At 67.2% G+C, this 20,293-nt stretch carries 15 protein-coding genes; 10 read left to right on the top strand and 5 right to left on the bottom strand.

What is annotated here, in order from left to right; all coding sequences use genetic code 11:
* Nucleotides 1–25 precede the first annotated feature (25 nt).
* From ARC23_RS16885 to ARC23_RS16840, 10 genes are all read left to right on the top strand, one after another.
* Nucleotides 26–568: a GNAT family N-acetyltransferase gene (locus ARC23_RS16885; RefSeq protein ID WP_057498267.1), complete on the top strand. Its 543-nt coding sequence runs from the start codon at nt 26–28 to the stop codon at nt 566–568.
* 176 nt (nt 569–744) lie between these two features.
* Nucleotides 745–1,401 carry a glutathione S-transferase family protein gene (locus tag ARC23_RS16880; protein WP_057498266.1) on the top strand — a complete coding sequence of 219 codons (657 nt, stop codon included), beginning with the start codon at nt 745–747 and terminating at the stop codon, nt 1,399–1,401.
* A 62-nt stretch (nt 1,402–1,463) separates the two neighbouring features.
* Entirely contained in the window at nt 1,464–3,743 is a 2,280-nt protein-coding gene (locus ARC23_RS16875) for a transketolase C-terminal domain-containing protein (protein WP_057498265.1), read from the top strand.
* 3 nt (nt 3,744–3,746) lie between these two features.
* Complete coding sequence (asnB, locus tag ARC23_RS16870) at nt 3,747–5,690, top strand: asparagine synthase (glutamine-hydrolyzing) (RefSeq protein ID WP_057498264.1); 1,944 nt, start codon at nt 3,747–3,749, stop codon at nt 5,688–5,690.
* A 66-nt stretch (nt 5,691–5,756) separates the two neighbouring features.
* On the top strand, nt 5,757–6,317 hold the full coding sequence (locus tag ARC23_RS16865; protein WP_057498263.1) for an NADPH-dependent FMN reductase: 561 nt from the start codon (nt 5,757–5,759) through the stop codon (nt 6,315–6,317).
* Between the two features lie 254 nt (nt 6,318–6,571).
* On the top strand, nt 6,572–8,002 hold the full coding sequence (locus ARC23_RS16860; RefSeq protein WP_057498262.1) for a replicative DNA helicase: 1,431 nt from the start codon (nt 6,572–6,574) through the stop codon (nt 8,000–8,002).
* A 173-nt stretch (nt 8,003–8,175) separates the two neighbouring features.
* The gene (locus ARC23_RS16855; protein WP_057498261.1) at nt 8,176–10,419 is read left to right on the top strand and encodes a TonB-dependent receptor family protein; all 2,244 of its coding nucleotides are present in this window, start codon (nt 8,176–8,178) and stop codon (nt 10,417–10,419) included.
* Nucleotides 10,419–12,011: an alkaline phosphatase D family protein gene (locus tag ARC23_RS16850; protein ID WP_057498260.1), complete on the top strand. Its 1,593-nt coding sequence runs from the start codon at nt 10,419–10,421 to the stop codon at nt 12,009–12,011. The genes ARC23_RS16855 and ARC23_RS16850 overlap by 1 nt, the downstream gene beginning before the upstream one ends.
* A 204-nt stretch (nt 12,012–12,215) precedes the next feature.
* Nucleotides 12,216–12,428, top strand: coding sequence for a hypothetical protein (locus ARC23_RS16845; RefSeq protein WP_057498259.1), 213 nt, complete (start codon nt 12,216–12,218; stop codon nt 12,426–12,428).
* 5 nt (nt 12,429–12,433) lie between these two features.
* Nucleotides 12,434–12,673 (top strand): hypothetical protein, encoded by a 240-nt coding sequence (locus ARC23_RS16840; protein WP_203226373.1) that lies wholly within the window; start codon nt 12,434–12,436, stop codon nt 12,671–12,673.
* A 141-nt stretch (nt 12,674–12,814) separates the two neighbouring features.
* Here ARC23_RS16840 and lpdA read toward each other — a convergent pair whose 3' ends face one another.
* The 5 genes from lpdA to ARC23_RS16815 form a co-directional block, all read right to left on the bottom strand.
* On the bottom strand, nt 12,815–14,251 hold the full coding sequence (gene lpdA, locus ARC23_RS16835) for a dihydrolipoyl dehydrogenase (RefSeq protein WP_049402258.1): 1,437 nt from the start codon (nt 14,249–14,251) through the stop codon (nt 12,815–12,817).
* A 63-nt stretch (nt 14,252–14,314) separates the two neighbouring features.
* Entirely contained in the window at nt 14,315–15,517 is a 1,203-nt protein-coding gene (gene sucB / locus ARC23_RS16830) for a dihydrolipoyllysine-residue succinyltransferase (RefSeq protein ID WP_057498257.1), read from the bottom strand.
* Between the two features lie 40 nt (nt 15,518–15,557).
* On the bottom strand, nt 15,558–18,389 hold the full coding sequence (locus ARC23_RS16825) for a 2-oxoglutarate dehydrogenase E1 component (RefSeq protein WP_057498256.1): 2,832 nt from the start codon (nt 18,387–18,389) through the stop codon (nt 15,558–15,560).
* Nucleotides 18,390–18,575: 186 nt separating this feature from the next.
* Complete coding sequence (locus ARC23_RS16820; protein ID WP_057498255.1) at nt 18,576–19,472, bottom strand: GNAT family N-acetyltransferase; 897 nt, start codon at nt 19,470–19,472, stop codon at nt 18,576–18,578.
* Nucleotides 19,473–19,480: 8 nt separating this feature from the next.
* On the bottom strand, nt 19,481–20,293 hold an 813-nt coding region (locus ARC23_RS16815; RefSeq protein ID WP_160321666.1), incomplete at its 5' end, for a ribosomal protein uL16 3-hydroxylase.

The raw sequence follows: 20,293 nt of genomic DNA, 5'->3' as shown, positions 1-20,293 counted from the left end.
GTGGCCCCTTCGACATGGAGTCGGCATGAGCATCTTCGACCTGCGCCTCGAAACCGAGCGGCTGATCCTGCGCCCGCTGCTGCGCGAGGACTACGAACCCTATCTGGCTTTCTGCGCCGACGAGGAAACGATGCGCACCCTGGGGGGCGTGCAGCCGCCCTCGGTGGCCTGGCGCGGTTTCTGCAGCCTGGCCGGCGCCTGGCAGCTGTTCGGCTTCTCGATGTTCAGCGTGATCGAGAAGGCCAGTGGCCAATGGATCGGGCGGATGGGCCCGTGGCAGCCGCAGGACTGGCCGGGCACGGAGGTCGGTTGGGGTATCCGCCACGCCAGTTGGGGCAGGGGGTATGCGCCGGAAGCGGCGGTTGCCGCCATCGACTGGGCCTTCGACACGCTGGGCTGGGACGAGGTGATCCATACCATCGCCGAGAACAACGACAACTCGCGGGCGGTCGCGCGCAAGCTGGGCAGCACGCTGCTGCGTATGGGCGAACTGCCGCCGCCGTACAACGATAAACCGATGCAGATCTGGGGCCAGTCGCGCGAACAATGGCGGCAGCGCGCACGCTGAACGTGATCCGGTAGTGCCGGCCGCTGGTCGGCAACCTCGTTGCAGCAGGATTCGTGCGATTGCCGGCCCGCGGCCGGCACTACCGGGGGCCCATGCTGCATCCGCGCTTGGCATTCCCTGGCGCACTTGCCAGACTGCACGCAGCCGGCCGCCGGCCGGATCCGATGGAGCAGGCAATGGTGGAAGAGCGCGTCCCGCTGACGGTGCATGGCATGTCGGTCTCGGGCAATTGCCACAAGGTCCGGCTGCTGCTGGAGCAGCTTGGCAGCCGCTACCGCTGGGTGGAGGTCGACAGCGCCCATGGGCAGACCCACACCGCCGAGTTCCTGGCACTGAATCCCAATGCCAAGGTGCCGCTGATCGTCCGCGACGACGGCCGCGTGCTGACCGAGTCCAATGCAATCCTGTTCTGGCTGGCTGAAGGCACGCCGTACCTGCCGGTGGATGGCTGGGAGCGTGCGCAGGCACTGAGCTGGATGTTCTTCGAGCAGTACACGCATGAGCCCTGCGTGGCGGTGGCGCGCTTCATCCGCGGCTGGACTGCAGCCGATTCACCGCGCCGGGCCGAGCTGCCGCGCCTGCATGAACGCGCCGCCAGCGCGCTGGCGGTGATGGAGCAGCACCTGCGCCAGGCGCAATGGTTCACCGGCAGCGGCTATGGCATCGCCGACATTGCCCTGTTTGCCTACACCGATGTGGCGGGCGAGGGCGGCATCGGCCTGGAGCCGTTCCCGGAAGTGCGCGCCTGGCTGCAGCGCGTACGTGCGCAGCCACGCTTCGTGCCGATGCCGGCGGTCAGCGACGAGGTGCGCGCGCGCTTCGAAGCCGCGTGAACCGAACAGGGTAATGCCGGGCCAGGCCCGGCCGAATGCAACAACGACACGGAGGGTGTTCGATGTTCGCAGCGGTTCCCGATCCGATTCCCGCACGCATGCGCGTGCTCAACCGCGCCGATGTCTGCGACGCCAATTTCCTCGAGGCGGTGCGCGGCTGGCGCGGCAACCCGCGCCCGCGACCGGCGCCGGACCAGCCGATCCTGCCGGGCAGCACGCTCACTGCTGCAGCCTTCGATGAGCTGTTCGATTCGCAGCTGGCCAGCCGCCAGCTGGACCTGATGGCGCGCGTACTGCGGGTGCAGAACAAGGTCTTCTACACCATCGGTTCGTCCGGCCACGAGGGCAATGCGCTGCTGGCGCGGGCCTGCCGGCACACCGACCCGGCGTTCCTGCACTATCGCTCCGGCGCCTTCATGGCCGAGCGCTCGCGCCAGGTGCCGGGCATCGACCCGCTGCGCGATGCCGCGCTCTCGTTCGCCGCCAGTGCCGAGGATCCGGCCAGCGGTGGCCGTCACAAGGTCTGGGGCAGCAAGCCGTTGTGGGTCCTGCCACAGACCTCGACCATCGCCTCGCACCTGCCCAAGGCGCTGGGTACCGCGCTGGCCATCGAGAGCGGCAAGCGGTTGGGCCAGGACCTGCCGATTCCCGCCGACAGCATCGTGCTGTGTTCGTTCGGCGATGCCTCGGCCAACCACGCCACCGCGCAGACCGCCTTCAACACGGCCATGTGGTCGGCCTACCAGAAGCTGCCGGCACCGATCCTGTTCGTCTGCGAAGACAACGGCCTGGGCATCTCGGTGAAGACGCCTGAAGGCTGGATCGCCGAGCGATTCAGCCGGCAACCGGGGCTGGACTACTTCTTCGCCGACGGCCTGGACCTGGCCACGGGCCATGCCCAGGTGCAGGTGGCCGTGGCGCATTGCCGGCGGACCCGGCGGCCGACCTTCCTGCATCTGCGCACCACGCGCCTGATGGGCCACGCCGGCACCGATTTCGAGGTGGAGTGGCGCGCGCTGCCGGAACTGTGCGCGGCCGAGGCGTGGGATCCGCTGCTGCGCTCGGCGCAGATCGCGCTGGAATCGGGCTGGATGGATGCGGCGGCGATCGAGGCGGCGTACGAAACGATGCGTGCGCGCTGCATGGCCGCCGCGGCCGATGCCGAGGGCAGCGCCAAGCTGCAGTCGCTGCAGCAGGTGATGGCCCCGCTGGCACCGTACACGCCGGCAGCGGTGCAGGCGGAGGCGCAGCGTGCGGTGCCGACGGAAACGCGCGAAGCGCTGTATGGCGATGCCGGGGCACTGCCCGAACGGCAGGCGCCGCGGCACCTTGCGATCCAGATCAACCATGGCCTGCAGGAGCTGTTGGCCAAGTATCCGCAGAGCCTGCTGTTCGGCGAGGACGTGGCACAGAAGGGCGGCGTCTATACCGTCAGCAAGGATCTGCTGCGCCGCTTTGGCCCGCGCCGGGTGTTCAACACGCTGCTGGATGAAACCATGATCCTGGGCATGGCGCAGGGCCTGGCCAACATGGGCATGCTGCCGATTCCGGAGATCCAGTACCTGGCGTACCTGCACAACGCCATCGACCAGCTGCGTGGCGAGGCGTGTTCGCTGCAGTTCTTCTCCAATGACCAGTACCGCAACCCGATGCTGGTGCGGGTGGCAGGGCTGGGCTACCAGAAGGGCTTCGGCGGCCACTTCCACAATGACAATTCGATCACCGCGCTGCGCGACATTCCGGGGCTGGTGGTCGGCTGCCCGTCGCGCGGCGACGATGCGGTGATGATGCTGCGCACGCTGGCGGCGATGGCCCGGGTGGACGGGCGGGTGGCGGTGCTGCTGGAGCCGATCGCGCTGTACATGAGCAAGGACCTGCACGACGCCGGCGATGGCCAGTGGCTGTTCGACTACCCGGCGCAGGGGCAGGCGCTGGTGCCGGGTGAGGGGCGGGTCTATGCCGCCGACGCCGACGACCTGGTGGTCTACACCTATGGCAACGGCGTGCCGATGGCACTGCGGGCGGCGCGGGCGATCGAGCAGCAGCTGGGCTGGCGGGTGCGGGTGGTCGACCTGCGCTGGCTGGTGCCGCTGGATGCAGGGTTCATCGCGTCCCAGGCCGCAACGGCCAAGCGCCTGCTGGTGCTGGACGAGGGCCGCCACAGCGGCGGGGTGGGCGAAGGCGTGGTCACCGCCCTGGTCGAAGCCGGGTTCGGCCATCTGCCGCTGCGCCGGGTCTGTGGCGCCGATACCTATACCCCGCTGGCAGGGGCAGCAATGTTCGGGCTTCCAAGCGACAATGCGGTGATTGGCGCCGCCCTCGACCTGGCGCAGGAACCCTGATGCATGTGTGGATTGGCGGGAATGTTGTTGCCGGCGCCGATGGCGTCGGCCGAGGTGCTGCAGGCGCAGGTGCTGGCCATGGGCCAGGCGCTGCACCATCGCGGGCCGGATGATGGCGGCAGCTGGGTCGATGCCGGGTCCGGCATCGCGCTGGCGCATCGCCGCCTGAGCATCCTTGACCTGTCCCCGCTCGGCCACCAGCCGATGGCGTCGGCCGATGGCCGCTACGTGATGGCCTACAACGGCGAGGTCTACAACTTCGCGGCGCTGCGTGCCGAGCTGGAGCCGCTGGGGCATGGCTTCCGTGGCCATTCCGACACCGAAGTGCTGCTGGCGGCGATCCTGCAGTGGGGCGTGGAAGAGACCCTGCAGCGCTGCAACGGCATGTTTGCCATCGCGCTGTGGGACCGTCAGGCGCAATGCCTGTGGTTGGCCCGCGACCGTGTCGGCAAGAAGCCGCTGTACTACGGCTGGGCCGGTGACACGCTGGTGTTCGGTTCGGAACTGAAGGCGCTGTGGCAGCACCCGGCCTTCGACAACGACATCGATCGCGACGCACTGACCCTGCTGCTGCGGCTGGACTACATTCCGGCGCCGCACAGCATCCACCAGCGCTGCTACAAGCTGATGCCTGGCCGGGTGCTGCGCCTGGACGCGGCAATGGTCGCTGCTGGCGCGGCCGCGCATCGCCCCGAGCAGGCGCAACGCCCTTACTGGGATGCGCGTGCGCGCATGCAGGCGGCCCTGGCCGCGCCGTTCCAGGGCCGCATCGAGGAGGCCGAGGAACAGCTGGACACACTGCTGCGCGATGCAGTGGCGCTGCGCATGGTGGCCGACGTGCCAGTGGGGGTATTCCTGTCCGGCGGTACTGATTCGTCACTGGTGGCTGCGTTGATGCAGGCGCAGAGTGGGCAGCCGGTGCACAGCTTCAGCATCGGCTTCCGTGATTCGAGCCATGACGAGGCGCCCCTGGCCAGGGAACTGGCCGCGCACCTGGGTTGCGACCACACCGAACTGTATGTCAGCGGCGCCGATGCCCTGGCGGTGGTGCCGCAGCTGCCGGCGATGTTCGATGAGCCCTTCGCCGATGCCTCGCAGGTACCGACCGCACTGGTCGCGCGCCTGGCGCGGCAGGGCGTGACCGTGGCGCTGTCCGGCGATGGTGGCGATGAACTGTTCTTCGGTTACACGCGCTACGTGCGCGCGCTGCGCAACTGGCAGATGCTCGGCCGCGTACCTGGCCCCTTGCGGCGCTGGATGGGGGCGCGTTCGCAGCAGCAGGGCGAGGCCTCGCGCACCGGTGGGTTGGCGGCACTGCTGGCCGAGACCGGTGCGCGTGGCATCGGCGACGTTTACCGCAACCGCATTTCGCGCTGGCGCGATCCGGTCGCCGCCGTGCCCGGCGCGCAGGCCGCCGGCAGTTTCTATGACCTGGCCGATCCCCTGCACGGCGCTGGCACCCCGGCCGATGCGATGATGCTGGCCGATTTCGTGAGCTACCTGCCTGACGATCTGCTGTGCAAGGTCGACCGCACGTCGATGGCGGTCAGCCTGGAGGCGCGGGCGCCGTTGCTGGACTGGCGCGTGGCCGAGTTCGCCTGGTCGCTGCCGCTGGGCTTCAAGCGCAGCGAGACCACCAGCAAGGTGCTGCTCAAGCGCGTGCTGGGGCGCTATGTGCCGCAGTCGATGGTGCACCGCCCCAAGCGTGGCTTCGGTGCGCCGGTCAGCGATTGGCTGAAGGGCGACCTGCGGCCCTGGGCCGAGGACCTGCTGCAGCCCGCGCGCCTGGAACGCGAGGGCGTGCTGTCGGCGGCGGCAGTGCAGCCGTTGTGGCAGCAGTTCCTGGGCGGGCAGCGCAAGTGGCACACCCATCTGTGGAACGTGCTGATGTTCCAGGCCTGGCAGGCGCATTGGCGGCAGGTGCGCGCGGGCGTCAGCGGCGGCTGATCTTCACCGGCCTGCACGGGCCCGGCCACTAGGCTGGAGCTCCCGCACCGTGAGGAGTATGTCCCGATGTCCGTCCCCACCATTGCCGTGCTCGTCGGCAGCCTGCGCAAGGACTCCTGCAACCGCAAGCTGGCCCACGCGCTGGAGAAGATCGCCGGTGACCGCGCACGCTTCCAGTATGTGCAGATCGGCGATCTGCCGTTGTACGACCAGGATTTCGATGGCCACTATCCGCCGCAGGGCACCCGGCTGAAAGATCAGGTGCGTGCGGCCGATGCGGTGCTGTTCGTCACCCCCGAGTACAACCGCTCGGTGCCTGGGGTGCTGAAGAACGCCATCGACATCGGCTCGCGCCCGTATGGTGACAGCGCCTTTGCCGGCAAGCCGGCGGCGGTGATCGGTGCCTCCATCGGCCAGATCGGCACCGCCGTGGCCCAGCAGCACCTGCGCAACAGCCTGGCCTTCCTGGACATGCACGTGCTCGGTCAGCCCGAGGCGTTCATTCATTTCAAGGACGGCCTGATCGATGCCGACGGCACGATCCACAACGAAGGTACGCAGAAATTCCTGCAGGGCTACGTGGATCGGTTCCTGGCGCTGATTGCGGTGCACGTGAAGGGCGATTGACGCCTGCGGGGTCAGAGCCCCCTGCGTCGCAGGGGGATCCGACCCCAACCCCGGGGCTGCGATCTGCGATAATGACCCGCTCGGGTGCCGCAACGGTGCCCATCGCAGGCAATGCGACGCTCCCGCGCCACTCTGGCCAGACTCCGGCGGATATCCCCCGTTCTTCCACGGCTTATCCACAGGCTTGTCCATGGCCCCCGGGGTCGGCGCATGCCTACACTGATCTGGCCCACTTTTGCAGGAAACACCGCAGCATGTCCGCTCGTTCCGGCTTCCGTTCCAACCGCAGAGAGCGCGGTGATGGCTTCGATCGCGATCGCGACGAGTCGCGCATCGACCAGTTGCGGGTGCCACCGCATTCGGTGGAAGCCGAACAGGCGGTGCTCGGTGGCCTGATGCTGGCACCGGAAGCCTATGACCGGGTCAACGACCAGCTGACCGAGGGCGATTTCTATCGTCGTGACCATCAGATGATCTACCGGGCGATCCGCGAGTTGTCCGAGCGCGAGCGGCCATTCGATGCGGTGACCCTGGGCGAGTGGTTCGAATCGCAGGGCAAGCTGGAACTGGTCGGCGATGGCGCCTACCTGGTCGAGCTGGCCAGCACCACGCCGTCGGCGGCCAACATCGTGGCCTACGCCGAGATCGTGCGCGACAAGGCGGTGCTGCGGCAGCTGATCCAGGTGGGTACCGACATCGTCAATGATGGCTTCCAACCCGAAGGCCGTGACAGCAGCGAACTGCTGTCGGCGGCGGAGAAGAGCGTGTTCGCCATCGCCGAACAGGGCGCACGCGGCCGTACCGACTTCGTGGCCATGCCCGGCGCGCTGAAGGATGCCTTCGAGGAACTGCGCAACCGCTTCGAGAACGGCGGCAACATCACCGGCCTGCCGACCGGCTACAACGACTTTGATGCAATGACCGCCGGCCTGCAGCCGACCGACCTGATCATCCTGGCCGCGCGCCCGGCGATGGGCAAGACCACCTTCGCGCTGAACATCGCCGAGTACGCGGCGATCAAGTCGAAGAAGGGCGTGGCGGTGTTCTCGATGGAAATGTCGGCCTCGCAGCTGGCGATGCGCCTGATCTCCTCCAACGGCCGCATCAACGCGCAGCGCCTGCGTACCGGCCAGCTGGAAGACGAGGACTGGAGCCGTGTCACCAGCGCGATCAAGATGCTGAAGGAAACCAAGATCTTCATCGACGATACGCCGGGCGTGTCACCGGAAGTGCTGCGTTCCAAGTGCCGCCGGCTCAAGCGCGAGCACGACCTGGGCCTGATCGTGATCGACTACCTGCAGCTGATGAGCGTGCCGGGCAACAGCGAGAACCGCGCGACCGAAATCTCGGAGATCTCGCGTTCGCTCAAGGGCCTGGCCAAGGAACTGAACGTGCCGGTGATCGCGCTGTCCCAGCTCAACCGCTCACTGGAAACGCGTACCGACAAGCGCCCGGTGATGGCCGACCTTCGTGAATCGGGCGCAATCGAGCAGGACGCGGACATGATCGTGTTCATCTACCGCGATGACTACTACAACAAGGAAAACTCGCCGGACAAGGGCCTGGCCGAGATCATCATCGGCAAGCACCGTGGTGGCCCGACCGGCTCGTGCAAGCTGAAGTTCTTCGGCGAGTACACCCGGTTCGACAACCTGGCCCACGATTCGGTCGGTTCGTTCGAGTAACGGTCGTGCCGGGCGCTGGGCGGCACCCCACCGCGGCCGGCAGGCCATTCGAAACGCCGAACGCCCGTGCGTGGCGTGTAAATGACATGTAACGCGACGCTTCTACGATTCCGCCCGCTGCTGCCCTTCGACGCCGCCCTTCGGCGTCCAGCGTGCCCGAGGAATCCGCCTTCATGCCATCCCACGCTCCGCTCCGCCGCAATCTGCTGGCCCTGCTGGTCTGTGCTTCGCTGCCGTCGCTGGCGGCTGCTGAAACCGCCCCCGTCGCCGATGCGCAGTCAGCCACCACGCTCGATTCGGTCTCGGTGATCGGCCGCGGCGAAGCCCGCCAGGTGCAGCGCGTCACCGCCGAGGACATGAAGGTGCTGCCGCCCGGCGCCAACCCGTTGAAGCTGCTGGCGACCAAGCCGGGCGTGCATTTCGAATCGGCCGACGCCACCGGTGCGTATGAGTGGTCCACTACCATCAGCCTGCGCGGCTTCAACCAGAACCGCCTGGGCTACACGCTCGATGGCGTTCCGCTGGGCAACATGGCCTACGGCAACAGCAACGGCCTGCATATCAGCCGTGCGGTGATCAGCGAGAACCTGGGCGGTGCCGAAGTTTCCACCGGCATCGGCGCGCTGGGTACGCCATCCACCAGCAATCTCGGCGGTGTGTTCCAGTTCTATTCGATCGACCCATCCACCGAGTACGGCGTGGTGCTGGCGCAGGGCTTTGGCAGCGACAACGCACGCCGCAGCTATGCTCGCCTGGAAACCGGCGAACACCAGGGCTTTGCCGCCTACCTGTCCGGCGCCTACTCCGAGGGCGACAAGTGGAAGGGCAAGGGCTCGCAGGAGCTGAAGCAGTTCAACGGCAAGGCCACCTACAACTTCGGAACGGACAGCAGGATCACCGCGTTGTTCAACGCCTCGCGCCGCGTTGAGGCGGATTACCAGGACCTGTCGCTGGAGATGATCGATCGCCTCGGCTGGGACTGGGACAACTACGCGCCGGACTGGGATCGCGCCATCGCCGCCGCACGCGGCACATTCAGCGGCGGCGTCAACAGCCCGTGGGATGCGTACTACTCCGGCCACGGCCTGCGCAATGACGACCTGTCCAGCATCGCCGGCGATTTCGGCCTGAACGCGTCGATGCGCCTGAAGGTCAACGTCTACAACCACAGCAACCGCGGCCAGGGCCACTGGTTCAGCCCGTCCAATCCCTCCAACCCGGGCACCCGCCGCGAGATCCCGATCTCGATCCGCACCACCGAGTACGCGATCGACCGCACCGGCGTGACCTCGGCGTTCACCTGGAACGTGGCAGGCCACGAACTGGAAGCGGGCCTGTGGTACGAAGACAACGGCCACAGCGTGCAGCGCAACTTCTACTATATCGACGGCCCGATCACCGATGACTTCTTCCTGCGCAATCCGGACCAGCGCGTGTGGCACCAGCGCTACACCACCATCACCCGCCAGTTCTACGTGCAGGACCGCATTCGGCTGTTCGACGATCGCCTGACCCTCGACATCGGCGCGAAGTCGCCGCATACCCGCACCCGTGTGCGCACGCCACTGGGCAGCTATGCCAACAACAGCAGCCTGACCTCGAAGAAGGGTTTCCTGCCGCAGGCAGGCTTCAACTTCAAGCTCAACGAAGGCAACGAGATCTTCGGTTCGTTCGCCAGGAACGTGGCCGCCTATGCGCTGGGCGTGGGTAGCCCCTTCAACGTGCCGCAGGCCGCGTTCGACACCAGCGCGCAGAACCTGAAGCCGGAACAGTCGCGCACCCTCGAGCTGGGCTGGCGTGGCTACGGGCAGGGCTATGAAGCCTCGGTTGCGGTATACGACGTCAAGTTCGACAACCGCCTGCTGGCCATTGCGCAGTGCGTGGGCATCCTCGGTTGCCCGGCGCTGTTCTCCAACGTCGGTTCGGTGACCAGCCGCGGCGCCGAGGCGACGCTGCAGCTGAAGCCGATGCAGGACCTGGCCTGGTCCAACGCGCTGTCCTGGAATGACAGCACCTACGACAACGACTACGTGAACAACGGTGTGGTGCCGACCCGCGGCAAGAAGACCGTCGACACCCCGGAATGGATGTTCGCCAGCACCCTGGCGTGGACCCCGGGGCCGTGGGACCTGCGCCTGGCTGCCAACCATGTCGGCAAGCGTTACGTGACCTATACCAACGATGTCTCGGTGCCGAGCTACTGGCTGGTCAATGCGTCGCTCGCCTATGACTTTGGCACGCTCGGCCCGGCTCAGAACCTGACCGTGGCGCTGAACCTGACCAACCTGACCGACAAGCGCTACCTGTCCTCGATCAACACCAACGGCACCTATGCCGCCGACCCGACCCGCAGCCTGGCGACGATGCAGGTCGGCGCGCCGCGGCAGGTGATGGCCACCGCGACCGTGCGCTTCTGATGCGCGGGCCGGTGGATCCGGAATGCCGTCGTCGCCTGCTGCGCATGGCGTGGCAGGGCACGGGGGCGGCGATCGCACTGGCGGCGATGCCCGGGCTGGCCACGGCCGGACCAAGGCCGCGGCTGGGGCGTGATCCCTTCACCCTCGGCGTTGCCGCCGGCGATCCGGATCCACAGGGTGCAGTGCTGTGGACGCGGCTGGCACCGGACCCGCTCAATGGCGGCGGCATGCCGGCGCGGGCGGCGCCGGTGCGCTGGTTCGTGGCCGAAGACCCCGGAATGCGCCGGTTGGTGCAGCGTGGTGTTGCGGCGGCGGTGCCCGAGCTCGCCCATTCGGTGCATGTGGAGGTCAATGGCCTCCGTCCGGGCCGTGACTACTACTACCGCTTCGCCTGCGACGGTGATGAGGAAAGTCCGGTCGGCCACTTCCGTACCGCACCGCTGTCGGAAACGCAGCTGCAGCAGCTGCGGCTGGCGTTGTGCACCTGCCAGGCCTGGAACAGCGGCTACTACCCGGTACTCCGCGATATCGCGCAGAGCGATGTTGATCTGGTGCTGCACGCCGGCGACTACCTGTACGAATACAGCCCGCTGCAGAACGCGCGCGGCAGCACGCTGGACGCGGCACGCTTCAGTGGCGAGACGGTGAGCCTGGAGCGCTACCGTGACCAGTACGCGCTGTACAAGCTCGATCCGGATCTTCAGGCGGCGCATGCCGCGCATGCCTTCGCGGTGATCTGGGACGACCACGAAGTGCAGAACGATTACTCCGGTATCCATCCGGAGAAGCCCGGCGTCTCGACCGAGGATTTCATCGTGCGCCGCGCGGCAGCCTACCGCGCGTTCTACGAACACCTGCCGATGCGCAGCACGCCTGCCGGCAACGGTGGCCTGCGCGTGCATCGGCGCCTGCGCTACGGCGATCTGGCGCAGCTGACGCTGCTCGACTGCCGCCAGTTCCGTCCGGCCAATCCCTGTGGGGTGGGTGAGTCGCCGCGCTGCGAAGCGGCACTGGACCCGCGCATGAGCATGCTGGGCCTGGACCAGGAAGCATGGTTCACCCGGTCAATGGCAGCTGCGCGCGGCACGCGCTGGAACGTGGTGGTGCAGCAGCTGCTGATGGCGCAGCTGCGGCTGGACGGTGGCACGCCACGCGAGCGCTTCTGGAACGACGCCTGGGATGGTTATCCCACCGCACGCAACCGGCTGCTGCAGGCCTTGCAGGCGGGCGGGCAGGGCAATGCCATCGTGCTCGGTGGTGACTGGCATTCCACCTTCGTCAACGACCTGAAGCTGGATTTCGACGCGGCCCGCGCGCCGGTCGTGGCCACCGAATTCATCGCTCCGGCGATCAGCAGTGGTGGCGACGACACGCCGTATGGGCCGTACTACGGGCCATCGATAGCGCAGAACCCGCACATCCGTTACTTTGACGGCGACCGCCGCGGCTGGTGGAAGCTGCAGCTGGACCGGCAGGCCGTGGACGCCGAACTGCGCTTTGCCGACAGCGTGCTGCGCCGGGATGCCGCAGTGCGCACCGCGGCGCGCTTCCAGGTGAGCCACGGCCGCCCGGGGGCGGTGCAGCTCCTGTAGAGCCGAGCCCACGCTCGGTTGTCGCGCGCAGCGCGGGTTTTCTGTGATCGCAACGAAGAGCAGCCGAGCGTGGGCTCGGCTCTACAGCGGTGCTGGATCGGTTTCATCGCCCCCAGCCCGGTTTCGTCGCAAACCATTTGCGACCGCCGGGGCAGGGCGCCAAGGTGTCTGCAGGCGGCAGGGTGCCGCCACAAGGAGACCGTGATGAAGACCCTGTTCGCGCTCGGTGTGTGGTGCCTGCTGTTCGTGCTGTGCTGGCCGCTGGCGATCCTCGCCCTGATCGCCTGGCCGTTCGTCTGGCTGCTGAGCCTGCCGTTCCGCATGGTCGGCATCACCTTCGCGGCGCTGTTCGCCTTCCTGCGCGCGCTGTTCATGCTGCCGGCGCGCCTGCTCGGTGGTCGGGCGGTTCCCGCATGAGGAGGATGCTGCTGGCCGGTCTGGTCCTGTTGGCGGCCCCGGTACTGGCCGCACCTCCAGCGCCGCCCTCGGTGTGGCTGGAACGCCAGCAGACCGCCGCCGCCGATGAGGCGAACGCAGCAGCGGTCCCCGTGCCGAAAGCCAAGGAGCGCTGCAGGATTGCGAAGGAATGGAAGGTTGGCGATACGGTCGTGCAGCACAGGGTCTGTGAGGATCCGCCGAAGAAGCCCGCTGGAAAGGTGTAGCGCCGAGCCATGCTCGGCGGCCTTTCCAAGGCAGCCGCGCGTGGGCGCGGCGCTACAGGGAAATGGGCAACAAAAAACCCCGCCGAGGCGGGGTTTTTGTTTCAGCCATGCCGGCCAGCGGCCGGCACGACCAGCGAACGATCAGTTCGCCTTGTGGATGGCGCGCTTGCTGACCGCCATCGCCGCGTCGTGGATCACTTCCGACAGCGACGGGTGGGCGTGGCAGATGCGGGCCAGGTCATCGGCCGAGCCGCTGAACTCCATGGTCAGCACGCCTTCGTGCACCAGTTCGGAGACGTTGGCGCCGACCAGGTGCATGCCGAGGATGCGATCGGTTTCGGCATGGGCCAGGATCTTCACGAAGCCCGCCGGCTCGATCATCGCCACGGCACGGCCATTGGCGGCGAACGGGAAGCTGCCGGCCTTGTACGGAATGCCCTCAGCCTTCAGCTGCGCTTCGGTCTTGCCGACCCAGGCCAGTTCCGGCTCGGTGTAGATGACCCACGGGATGGTGTCGAAGTTGACGTGGCCCGGCAGGCCGGCGATCAGCTCGGCCACCGCGATGCCTTCCTCGAAGCCCTTGTGCGCCAGCATCGGGCCGCGCACGCAGTCGCCGACCGCCCACACGCCGTTGACGCCGGTGTGGCAGTGCGCGTCCACTTCGATCTGGCCGCGCTCGTTGATCTTGACGCCGGTGCCTTCAGCCAGCAGGCCCTTGGTGGCGGCGCGACGGCCCACGGCCACCAGCAGCTTGTCCACGGTCAGGGTCTTTTCGCCTTCCGCGTCGGTGTAGGTGACGATGACTTCCTTCTTCTTGCCCTTGCCGGTGATCTCGGTCTTGGAGACCTTGGCATTGAGCTTGATGTCCAGGCCCTGCTTCTTGAATTCCTTGGCAGCCGCCTTGGCCACTTCGGCATCGGCAGCCGCCAGGAACTCCGGCATGGCTTCCAGGATGGTGACTTCAGCGCCCAGGCGCTTCCACACGCTGCCCAGCTCCAGGCCGATCACGCCGGCGCCGATCACGGCCAGGCGGTTCGGCACTTCGGTGAAGTCCAGGCCGCCAACGTTGTCGACGATGGTCTCGCCGTCGAACTTGGCGAACGGCAGTTCGATCGAATCCGAACCGGCCGCGATGATGACGTTGGTGCCCTTCAGCTCGACGATGGAACCGTCATGCTGGGTGACCTTGACCACGTTGCCGGGCTGCAGTTCACCGAAGCCGTAGTAGGCGGCGACCTTGTTGGCCTTGAACAGCATGCCGATGCCGCCGGTGAACTGCTTGACGATCTTGTCCTTGCGGCCAACCATCGCTTCGACGTCGATCTTGGCATCCTTGAAGCTGATGCCGTGGTCGCCAAAGATGTGGCCCATGTTCCAGAACTGGCGCGAGGAATCCAGCAGCGCCTTGGACGGGATGCAGCCCACGCGCAGGCAGGTGCCGCCGAGGGCCGGCTTGCCGTCCTTGCCCAGCGCTGCATCGATGCAGGCGGTCTTCAGGCCCAGCTGGGCCGCGCGGATGGCAGCGTGGTAACCGGCCGGGCCGGCACCGATGACGACGACGTCGAATTGTTCAGCCATTGAATTATTCCTTGATGCATTACCAGAACCCCTCCGCGCAGGCGCGGAGGGGCGGGAGGTTTCTTACAGGCCGAACAGCATGCGGCCCGGGTTTTCCAGCTGGTTCTTGATGTCCACCAGGAACTGCACCGAGTCCTTGCCGTCGATGATGCGGTGGTCGTAGGACAGCGCCAGGTACATCATCGGCGCGATCACGACCTGGCCGTTCTGGGCGATCGGACGCTCCTTGATGGCGTGCATGCCCAGGATGGCGCTCTGCGGCGGGTTGATGATCGGGGTCGACAGCAGCGAACCGAAGGTGCCGCCGTTGGTCACGGTGAAGGTGCCGCCCTGCAGTTCATCCAGGCCCAGCTTGCCGTCACGTGCCTTCTTGGCGTAGTCGGCGATGGTCTTCTCGATGTCGGCGAACGACATGCGCTCGACGTTGCGCAGCACCGGGGTGACCAGGCCCTTCTCGGTCGACACGGCGATCGAGATGTCCGAGTAGCCGTGATAGATGATGTCGTCGCCGTCGATCGAGGCGTTGACCAGCGGGAAGCGCTGCAGCGCATTGGCCGCAGCCTTCACGAAGAAGCTCATGAAGCCCAGCTTGATGCCGTGGGCCTTGACGAACTCGTCCTGCAGTTCCTTGCGCGCCGCCGAGACCTTGGACAGGTCGACTTCGTTGAAGGTGGTCAGCATGGCGGTCGAATTCTTCGACTCCATCAGGCGCTCGGCGATGCGCTTGCGGATGCGGGTCATCGGCACGCGTTCTTCCGGACGTGCACCACCGGCCTTGCCGGCGCCGCCGTTGCGGGCGAAGTTGACGATGTCTTCCTTGGTCACCGCGCCGCGACGGCCGGTGCCGTCGACGTCGGCCGGGTTCACGCCTTCGGTGATGGCGGTGAAGCGGGCGCCCGGCGGCAGCGCGTCGGCAGCCGACTTGGCGGCCGGGGCCGGAGCGGCAGCGGCGGCCGGAGCCGCGGCGGCCGGCACAGCAGCGGCTGCCGGAGCGGCTTCAGCAGCCGGAGCCGGGGCAGCGGCCACGGCGCCTTCCTCGATGATCGCCACGACCTGGCTGGAGGTCACGGTGTCGCCTTCCTTGAACTTGATCTCCTTGATCACGCCGTCGACCGGCGACGGCACTTCCAGGACGACCTTGTCGGTTTCCAGGTCAAGCAGGTTTTCGTCGCGCTTGACGGCGTCGCCCACCTTCTTGTGCCAGGTGGCGATGGTGCCGTCGGCGACGGATTCGGGCAGTACCGGGGCTTTGACTTCGGTGGCCATGCGGGAGCTTCCTGGTTTGTCTTCTAAATAGGGGGGAGAGTTATTCAGCGACCTGGTCGTTGAACGGGTTGACCAGTGCGTCGGCGACCAGCTGCTGCTGCTCGCGGACATGGTCAGCCATGTGACCGGCAGCCGGCGAAGCCGAGCGTGCACGACCGGCGTAGTGCAGGTTCTGGCCATCGGCCAGGCAGAACTGCAGGTGGTGGCGGATCTGGTACCACGCGCCCTGGTTCTGCGGTTCTTCCTGCGTCCACACCACGTCGGTGGCCTTGCCGTACTTCTTCAGCTCGGCAGCCAGCAGCGCACGCGGGAACGGATACAGCTGCTCCACGCGGATGATCGCCACGTCGTCCTGGCCACGCTTGGTCTGGTCTTCCAGCAGGTCGTAGTAGACCTTGCCCGAGCACAGCACCACGCGCTTGACCTTCTTGGCATCGGCATTGGCGTCGCCGATCAGGTGCTGGAACTCGCCGTTGGCCAGCTCGTCCAGGGTCGACACGGCCAGCTTGTGGCGCAGCAGCGACTTGGGCGACATCACCACCAGCGGCTTGCGGGTGGTCAGGTGCAGCTGGCGGCGCAGCATGTGGAAGGCCTGGGCCGGGGTCGACGGCACCACCACCAGCATGTTCTCCAGCGCGCACAGCTGCAGGAAGCGCTCCAGGCGCGCCGAGCTGTGTTCCGGGCCTTGCCCTTCATAGCCATGCGGCAGCAGCAGGGTCAGGCCGGAAATGCGGCCCCACTTGGCTTCACCGGCGGCGATGAACTGGTCGATCACCACCTGGGCGCCGTTGGCGAAGTCGCCGAACTGGCCTTCCCAGATGCACAGCGTGTTCGGATCGGTGGTGGAGAAGCCGTACTCGTAGGCCATCACCGCTTCTTCGCTCAGCAGCGAATCGATGACGGTGGCCTTCTCCGGCGAATCCACCAGCTGCCGCAGCGGCATGTAGTAGTTGTCGGTCTTCTGGTCGTGCAGGATCGCGTGGCGGTGCGTGAAGGTACCGCGGCCGACGTCCTGGCCGACCAGGCGCAGCGCATGGCCTTCGTCGAGCAGGGTGGCGTAGGCCAGGTTCTCGGCAAAGCCCCAGTCGCCCGGAATCTCGCCGGCGGCCATCTTGCGGCGGTCGTCGTAGACCTTGGCCACGCGCGAGTGCAGCTGCACTTCGTCCGGGATGGTGTTGATCAGCTTGGCCAGCTCGACCAGCTTGTTCTTCTCGACCTTGGTCGAGACCGGGTCGGACAGCTTGCCTTCCAGCAGCTTCGGCCAATCGACGAACAGCGGGCTGCTCGGCGGGGTCTTCTCGACCTTGGCCAGCTCGGTGGTCACTTCGCCGGCGTCCAGCTTCTCGCGGTAGGCATCGACCATCGCCTTGCCGGCGCCGGCGGCGATCACGCCGGCCTTTTCCAGCTGCTCGGCATACATCTCGCGGGTGGTCGGGTGCTTGCGGATCACCTGGTACATCAGCGGCTGGGTGATTGCCGGTTCGTCGGCCTCGTTGTGGCCCCAGCGGCGGTAGCACATCAGGTCGATGACCACGTCCTTGGCGAACGTCTGGCGGAATTCGAAGGCCAGCTGTGCGGCGAACACCACGGCTTCCGGGTCATCGCCGTTCACGTGCAGCACCGGCGCGGCGATCATCTTGGCCACGTCGGTGGCATAGCGCGTGGAACGCGTATCCAGCGGGTTGGAGGTGGTGAAGCCGACCTGGTTGTTGACCACGATGTGCACGGTGCCGCCGACGGCGAAGCCGCGGGCCTGCGACATCTGGAACAGCTCCATGACCACGCCCTGGCCGGAGAAGGCCGCGTCGCCGTGGATCAGGATCGGCATGACCTGCTTGCGTGCGGTGTCCTTGCGGCGCTCCTGGCGCGAACGCACGGAACCGGCCACGACCGGGTCGGCGATTTCCAGGTGCGACGGGTTGAACGCCAGCGCCAGGTGCACCGGGCCGCCGTCGGTAGCCACGTCGGCCGAGAAGCCCATGTGGTACTTCACGTCGCCGGCCGAGGCGTGCTCGTCGTGCTCGAACTTGCCTTCGAACTCGTCGAACAGCTTGCGCGGGTTCTTGCCCAGGGTGTTGACCAGCACGTTCAGGCGGCCGCGGTGGGCCATGCCGATCACCACGTCCTTGACGCCATCCTTGCCGGCGCTGCGGATGATGGTGTCCATCATCGGGATCAGCGAGTCGCCGCCTTCCAGCGAGAAGCGCTTCTGGCCGACGTACTTGGTGTGCAGGTAGCGCTCCAGGCCTTCGGCCGCGGTCAGGCGCTCCAGGGTGCGGCGCTGGGTCTCAGCGTCCAGCTGGTAGTTGCCACCGGCCGCTTCCAGCTTCTTGTAGATCCACTGGCGCTGCTCGACCTCGGAGATGTGCATGAACTCCGCACCGATCGAGCCGGTGTAGGTCGCCTTCAGGCGCGCCAGCAGGTCGCGCAGCTTCATGCGCGGCTGGCCACCGACGCCGCCGGTGCTGAACTCGCTGTTGAGGTCGGCATCGGACAGGCTGTGGAACGGCAGGCCCAGGTCCGGCGTGTTGACCGGCTTGGTCAGGCCCAGCGGGTCCAGGCGCGCATCGAGGTGGCCGCGCGAACGGTAGGCGGTGATCAGACGACCGACATTGCGCTCACGCTCGTCGCCCGCACCGGTGCCGGTGCCGGCTTTCAGCGCATCCTTGGCCGCTTCCGCGATATGGGAGATGACGGCCGAGTGCGGGATGTCACCTGCTTCACGGCCCTTGAAGCCGTCGAAGTAGGTCTTCCATTTGGGATCGACACTATCCGGGGAGACCAGGTACTGCTCGTACAGGTCCTCGACATAGGAGGCGTTGCCGCCGGCGAGTTGCGAAGATTGCGCAAACTGCTTCAGTAGATTGTCCACGATGGAGGGTGCTGATTCGCTTTGTGGGGTATGGCTTCAGAAGGACCCGGCAGGAACATGAATAGCCCTGCACGGGCGCGTTCAAACAGCCAAATTGTACCCCCATCCGGACACGAAGGGGCACCAGCTGGGGCATCCGGCGTCCCCCGATGCCGCTTCCAGACAGGTTGGAGCGGCGCTGCCGGCTCAGATGCCGAGCGCGCGAAGTTCGCTGCATTCGCGCGAACGGTCCCAGACTCGCTGCAATTGCTGTTCGAACGGTTGCGAACGTGCCGGCAGCGCGATGCCGGCCTCGCCGTCGAGGCGAGGCCCGATCAGACGAAAGTAGAAGTCACCGGCATCGTTGAGCAGGCAGGCCGAGGCCAGCGCACGGTCGACCGGATCGGTCACTTCGCGGAACTGGATCACACTGGGCAGGCGCTGGGCCAGCGCCAGCAGCGGCGACCCGGCGGCGGCAATCGCAGCAGCGTCGTGCACGATCACCCGCAGTTGCTTGTCGTGGCGGGCGGTGGCGAAGCGGCGCAGGGCGGCCTGCACCGGCGGTGCATCGAGCAGCCCGGGGTCCAGCTGGCGACTCTGCAGCCAGAGCTGGCGGCGCGCACGGTGGACGATGGCCGTGGTAACGGCCACCGCCTCGGCGCGGCTGTCGATGGCGCTGGCCACGCCCAGCCGGCGGCGCATCTGCTGGTGGCCGATGCCGGCTTCCTCGAACACCTCGCCTTCCGGCAGGAAGCCCTGGCGGGCATAGAAATCACGGGCGGGCAGCTGGGCGTGCAGGTGCAGTTCGGCCAGGCCGAGCCGGTGCCCGGCCTGTACCAGCGCCTCCAGCAGGGCCTCGCCGACGCCCTGGTTGCGGTGGCCGGCCAGCACTGCCATGCGGCCGATACGGCCATCCGGGGCCAGGCGGCCGGTGCCGACCGGCAGGCCCCCCGCGTCCACGGCCAGCACATGAGCGCTGACCGGGTCCAGTGCGTCGCGTTCCAGCTCGGCGGCGATGCCCTGTTCCTGCACGAACACCCGCTGCCGCACACCATGGATGGCGATGTGGGCGTCGGCGTGGCTGACCTGCTGGACCCGGATCATGGCAGGGCTCAGGCGCGGCCGTCGTTGCTGTCGTCCTCGTCCTCGTCGTCGAAGCTGACGATGACCTCGATGCCGTCGTCGTGCACGGTCACGGAGTGGACGTCGTCGGACACCGCATCGGCGTCGATCGCATCCACGCGGTCACGGCCCTCGACCACCTCGCCGAGCACCACGGCCCCCTCGCCGTCGTCCTCATCGTCGGCCTCATAGGCATCGTCCGGGTCGATCAGCTGGAACACGCCACCCGCCAGCAGCTGCTGGACCACCGCGCGGCCCTTGTCGGACAGGCCGCGATAGGCGGCGGCGTCGAGCTGTTCGGCACCGGCCAGGCGCTGGGCGTCCTTCACCGGCAGCGCGAAGTCCTGGCCGCTGACGTAGAGGCTGGCGCCACGCTTGGCCCGGCGCCAGGCCAGCCGCGCCCACGGGTGACGCTGCAGCAGCAGGCCCGCCGCCAGCGCTTCGACCACCTCGTCCTGGGCCGGCGCGGCCTGGTGCGCCATCACTTCGCCGGCGGCACGGTAGGTGGTGATGAAGCGGCCGAACCAGTCGCCCAGCTTGTCCGGGTCGTTCATGCGGATGGCGTTGAGCGCGGTGATCACGCGTGCCATCGCCACCGTGTCGATCTCGTTCGGATCGGCCGGCACCTTCAGGTCGGCATCCTGGTAGCGGATGTTCTCGTCGGCATCGGCGATCAGGGTGTCCAGATAGTCGCTGATCAGCTCGGCAGAAGACGGCGCACGCATGCCGAACGAGAAGGTCAGGCAGGGGTCTTCGGCGACGCCGTGGTGCGGCACGTTCGGCGGCAGGTACAGCATGTCGCC

Origin of the sequence: Stenotrophomonas beteli (assembly GCF_001431665.1) — a bacterium.
GTDB classification, from domain to species: domain Bacteria; phylum Pseudomonadota; class Gammaproteobacteria; order Xanthomonadales; family Xanthomonadaceae; genus Stenotrophomonas; species Stenotrophomonas beteli.
The sequence above is the reverse complement of the archived record's forward strand: the minus strand, read 5'-3'. Positions and strand labels throughout refer to the sequence as shown.

Coding starts and splice junctions, on each gene's coding strand:
- ARC23_RS16885 (WP_057498267.1), top strand. CDS start 26: ATGAGCATCTTCGACCTGCGCCTCGAAACCGAGCGGCTGATCCTGCGC.
- ARC23_RS16880 (WP_057498266.1), top strand. CDS start 745: ATGGTGGAAGAGCGCGTCCCGCTGACGGTGCATGGCATGTCGGTCTCG.
- ARC23_RS16875 (WP_057498265.1), top strand. CDS start 1,464: ATGTTCGCAGCGGTTCCCGATCCGATTCCCGCACGCATGCGCGTGCTC.
- asnB (WP_057498264.1), top strand. CDS start 3,747: ATGTGTGGATTGGCGGGAATGTTGTTGCCGGCGCCGATGGCGTCGGCC.
- ARC23_RS16865 (WP_057498263.1), top strand. CDS start 5,757: ATGTCCGTCCCCACCATTGCCGTGCTCGTCGGCAGCCTGCGCAAGGAC.
- ARC23_RS16860 (WP_057498262.1), top strand. CDS start 6,572: ATGTCCGCTCGTTCCGGCTTCCGTTCCAACCGCAGAGAGCGCGGTGAT.
- ARC23_RS16855 (WP_057498261.1), top strand. CDS start 8,176: ATGCCATCCCACGCTCCGCTCCGCCGCAATCTGCTGGCCCTGCTGGTC.
- ARC23_RS16850 (WP_057498260.1), top strand. CDS start 10,419: ATGCGCGGGCCGGTGGATCCGGAATGCCGTCGTCGCCTGCTGCGCATG.
- ARC23_RS16845 (WP_057498259.1), top strand. CDS start 12,216: ATGAAGACCCTGTTCGCGCTCGGTGTGTGGTGCCTGCTGTTCGTGCTG.
- ARC23_RS16840 (WP_203226373.1), top strand. CDS start 12,434: ATGCTGCTGGCCGGTCTGGTCCTGTTGGCGGCCCCGGTACTGGCCGCA.
- lpdA (WP_049402258.1), bottom strand. CDS start 14,251: ATGGCTGAACAATTCGACGTCGTCGTCATCGGTGCCGGCCCGGCCGGT.
- sucB (WP_057498257.1), bottom strand. CDS start 15,517: ATGGCCACCGAAGTCAAAGCCCCGGTACTGCCCGAATCCGTCGCCGAC.
- ARC23_RS16820 (WP_057498255.1), bottom strand. CDS start 19,472: ATGATCCGGGTCCAGCAGGTCAGCCACGCCGACGCCCACATCGCCATC.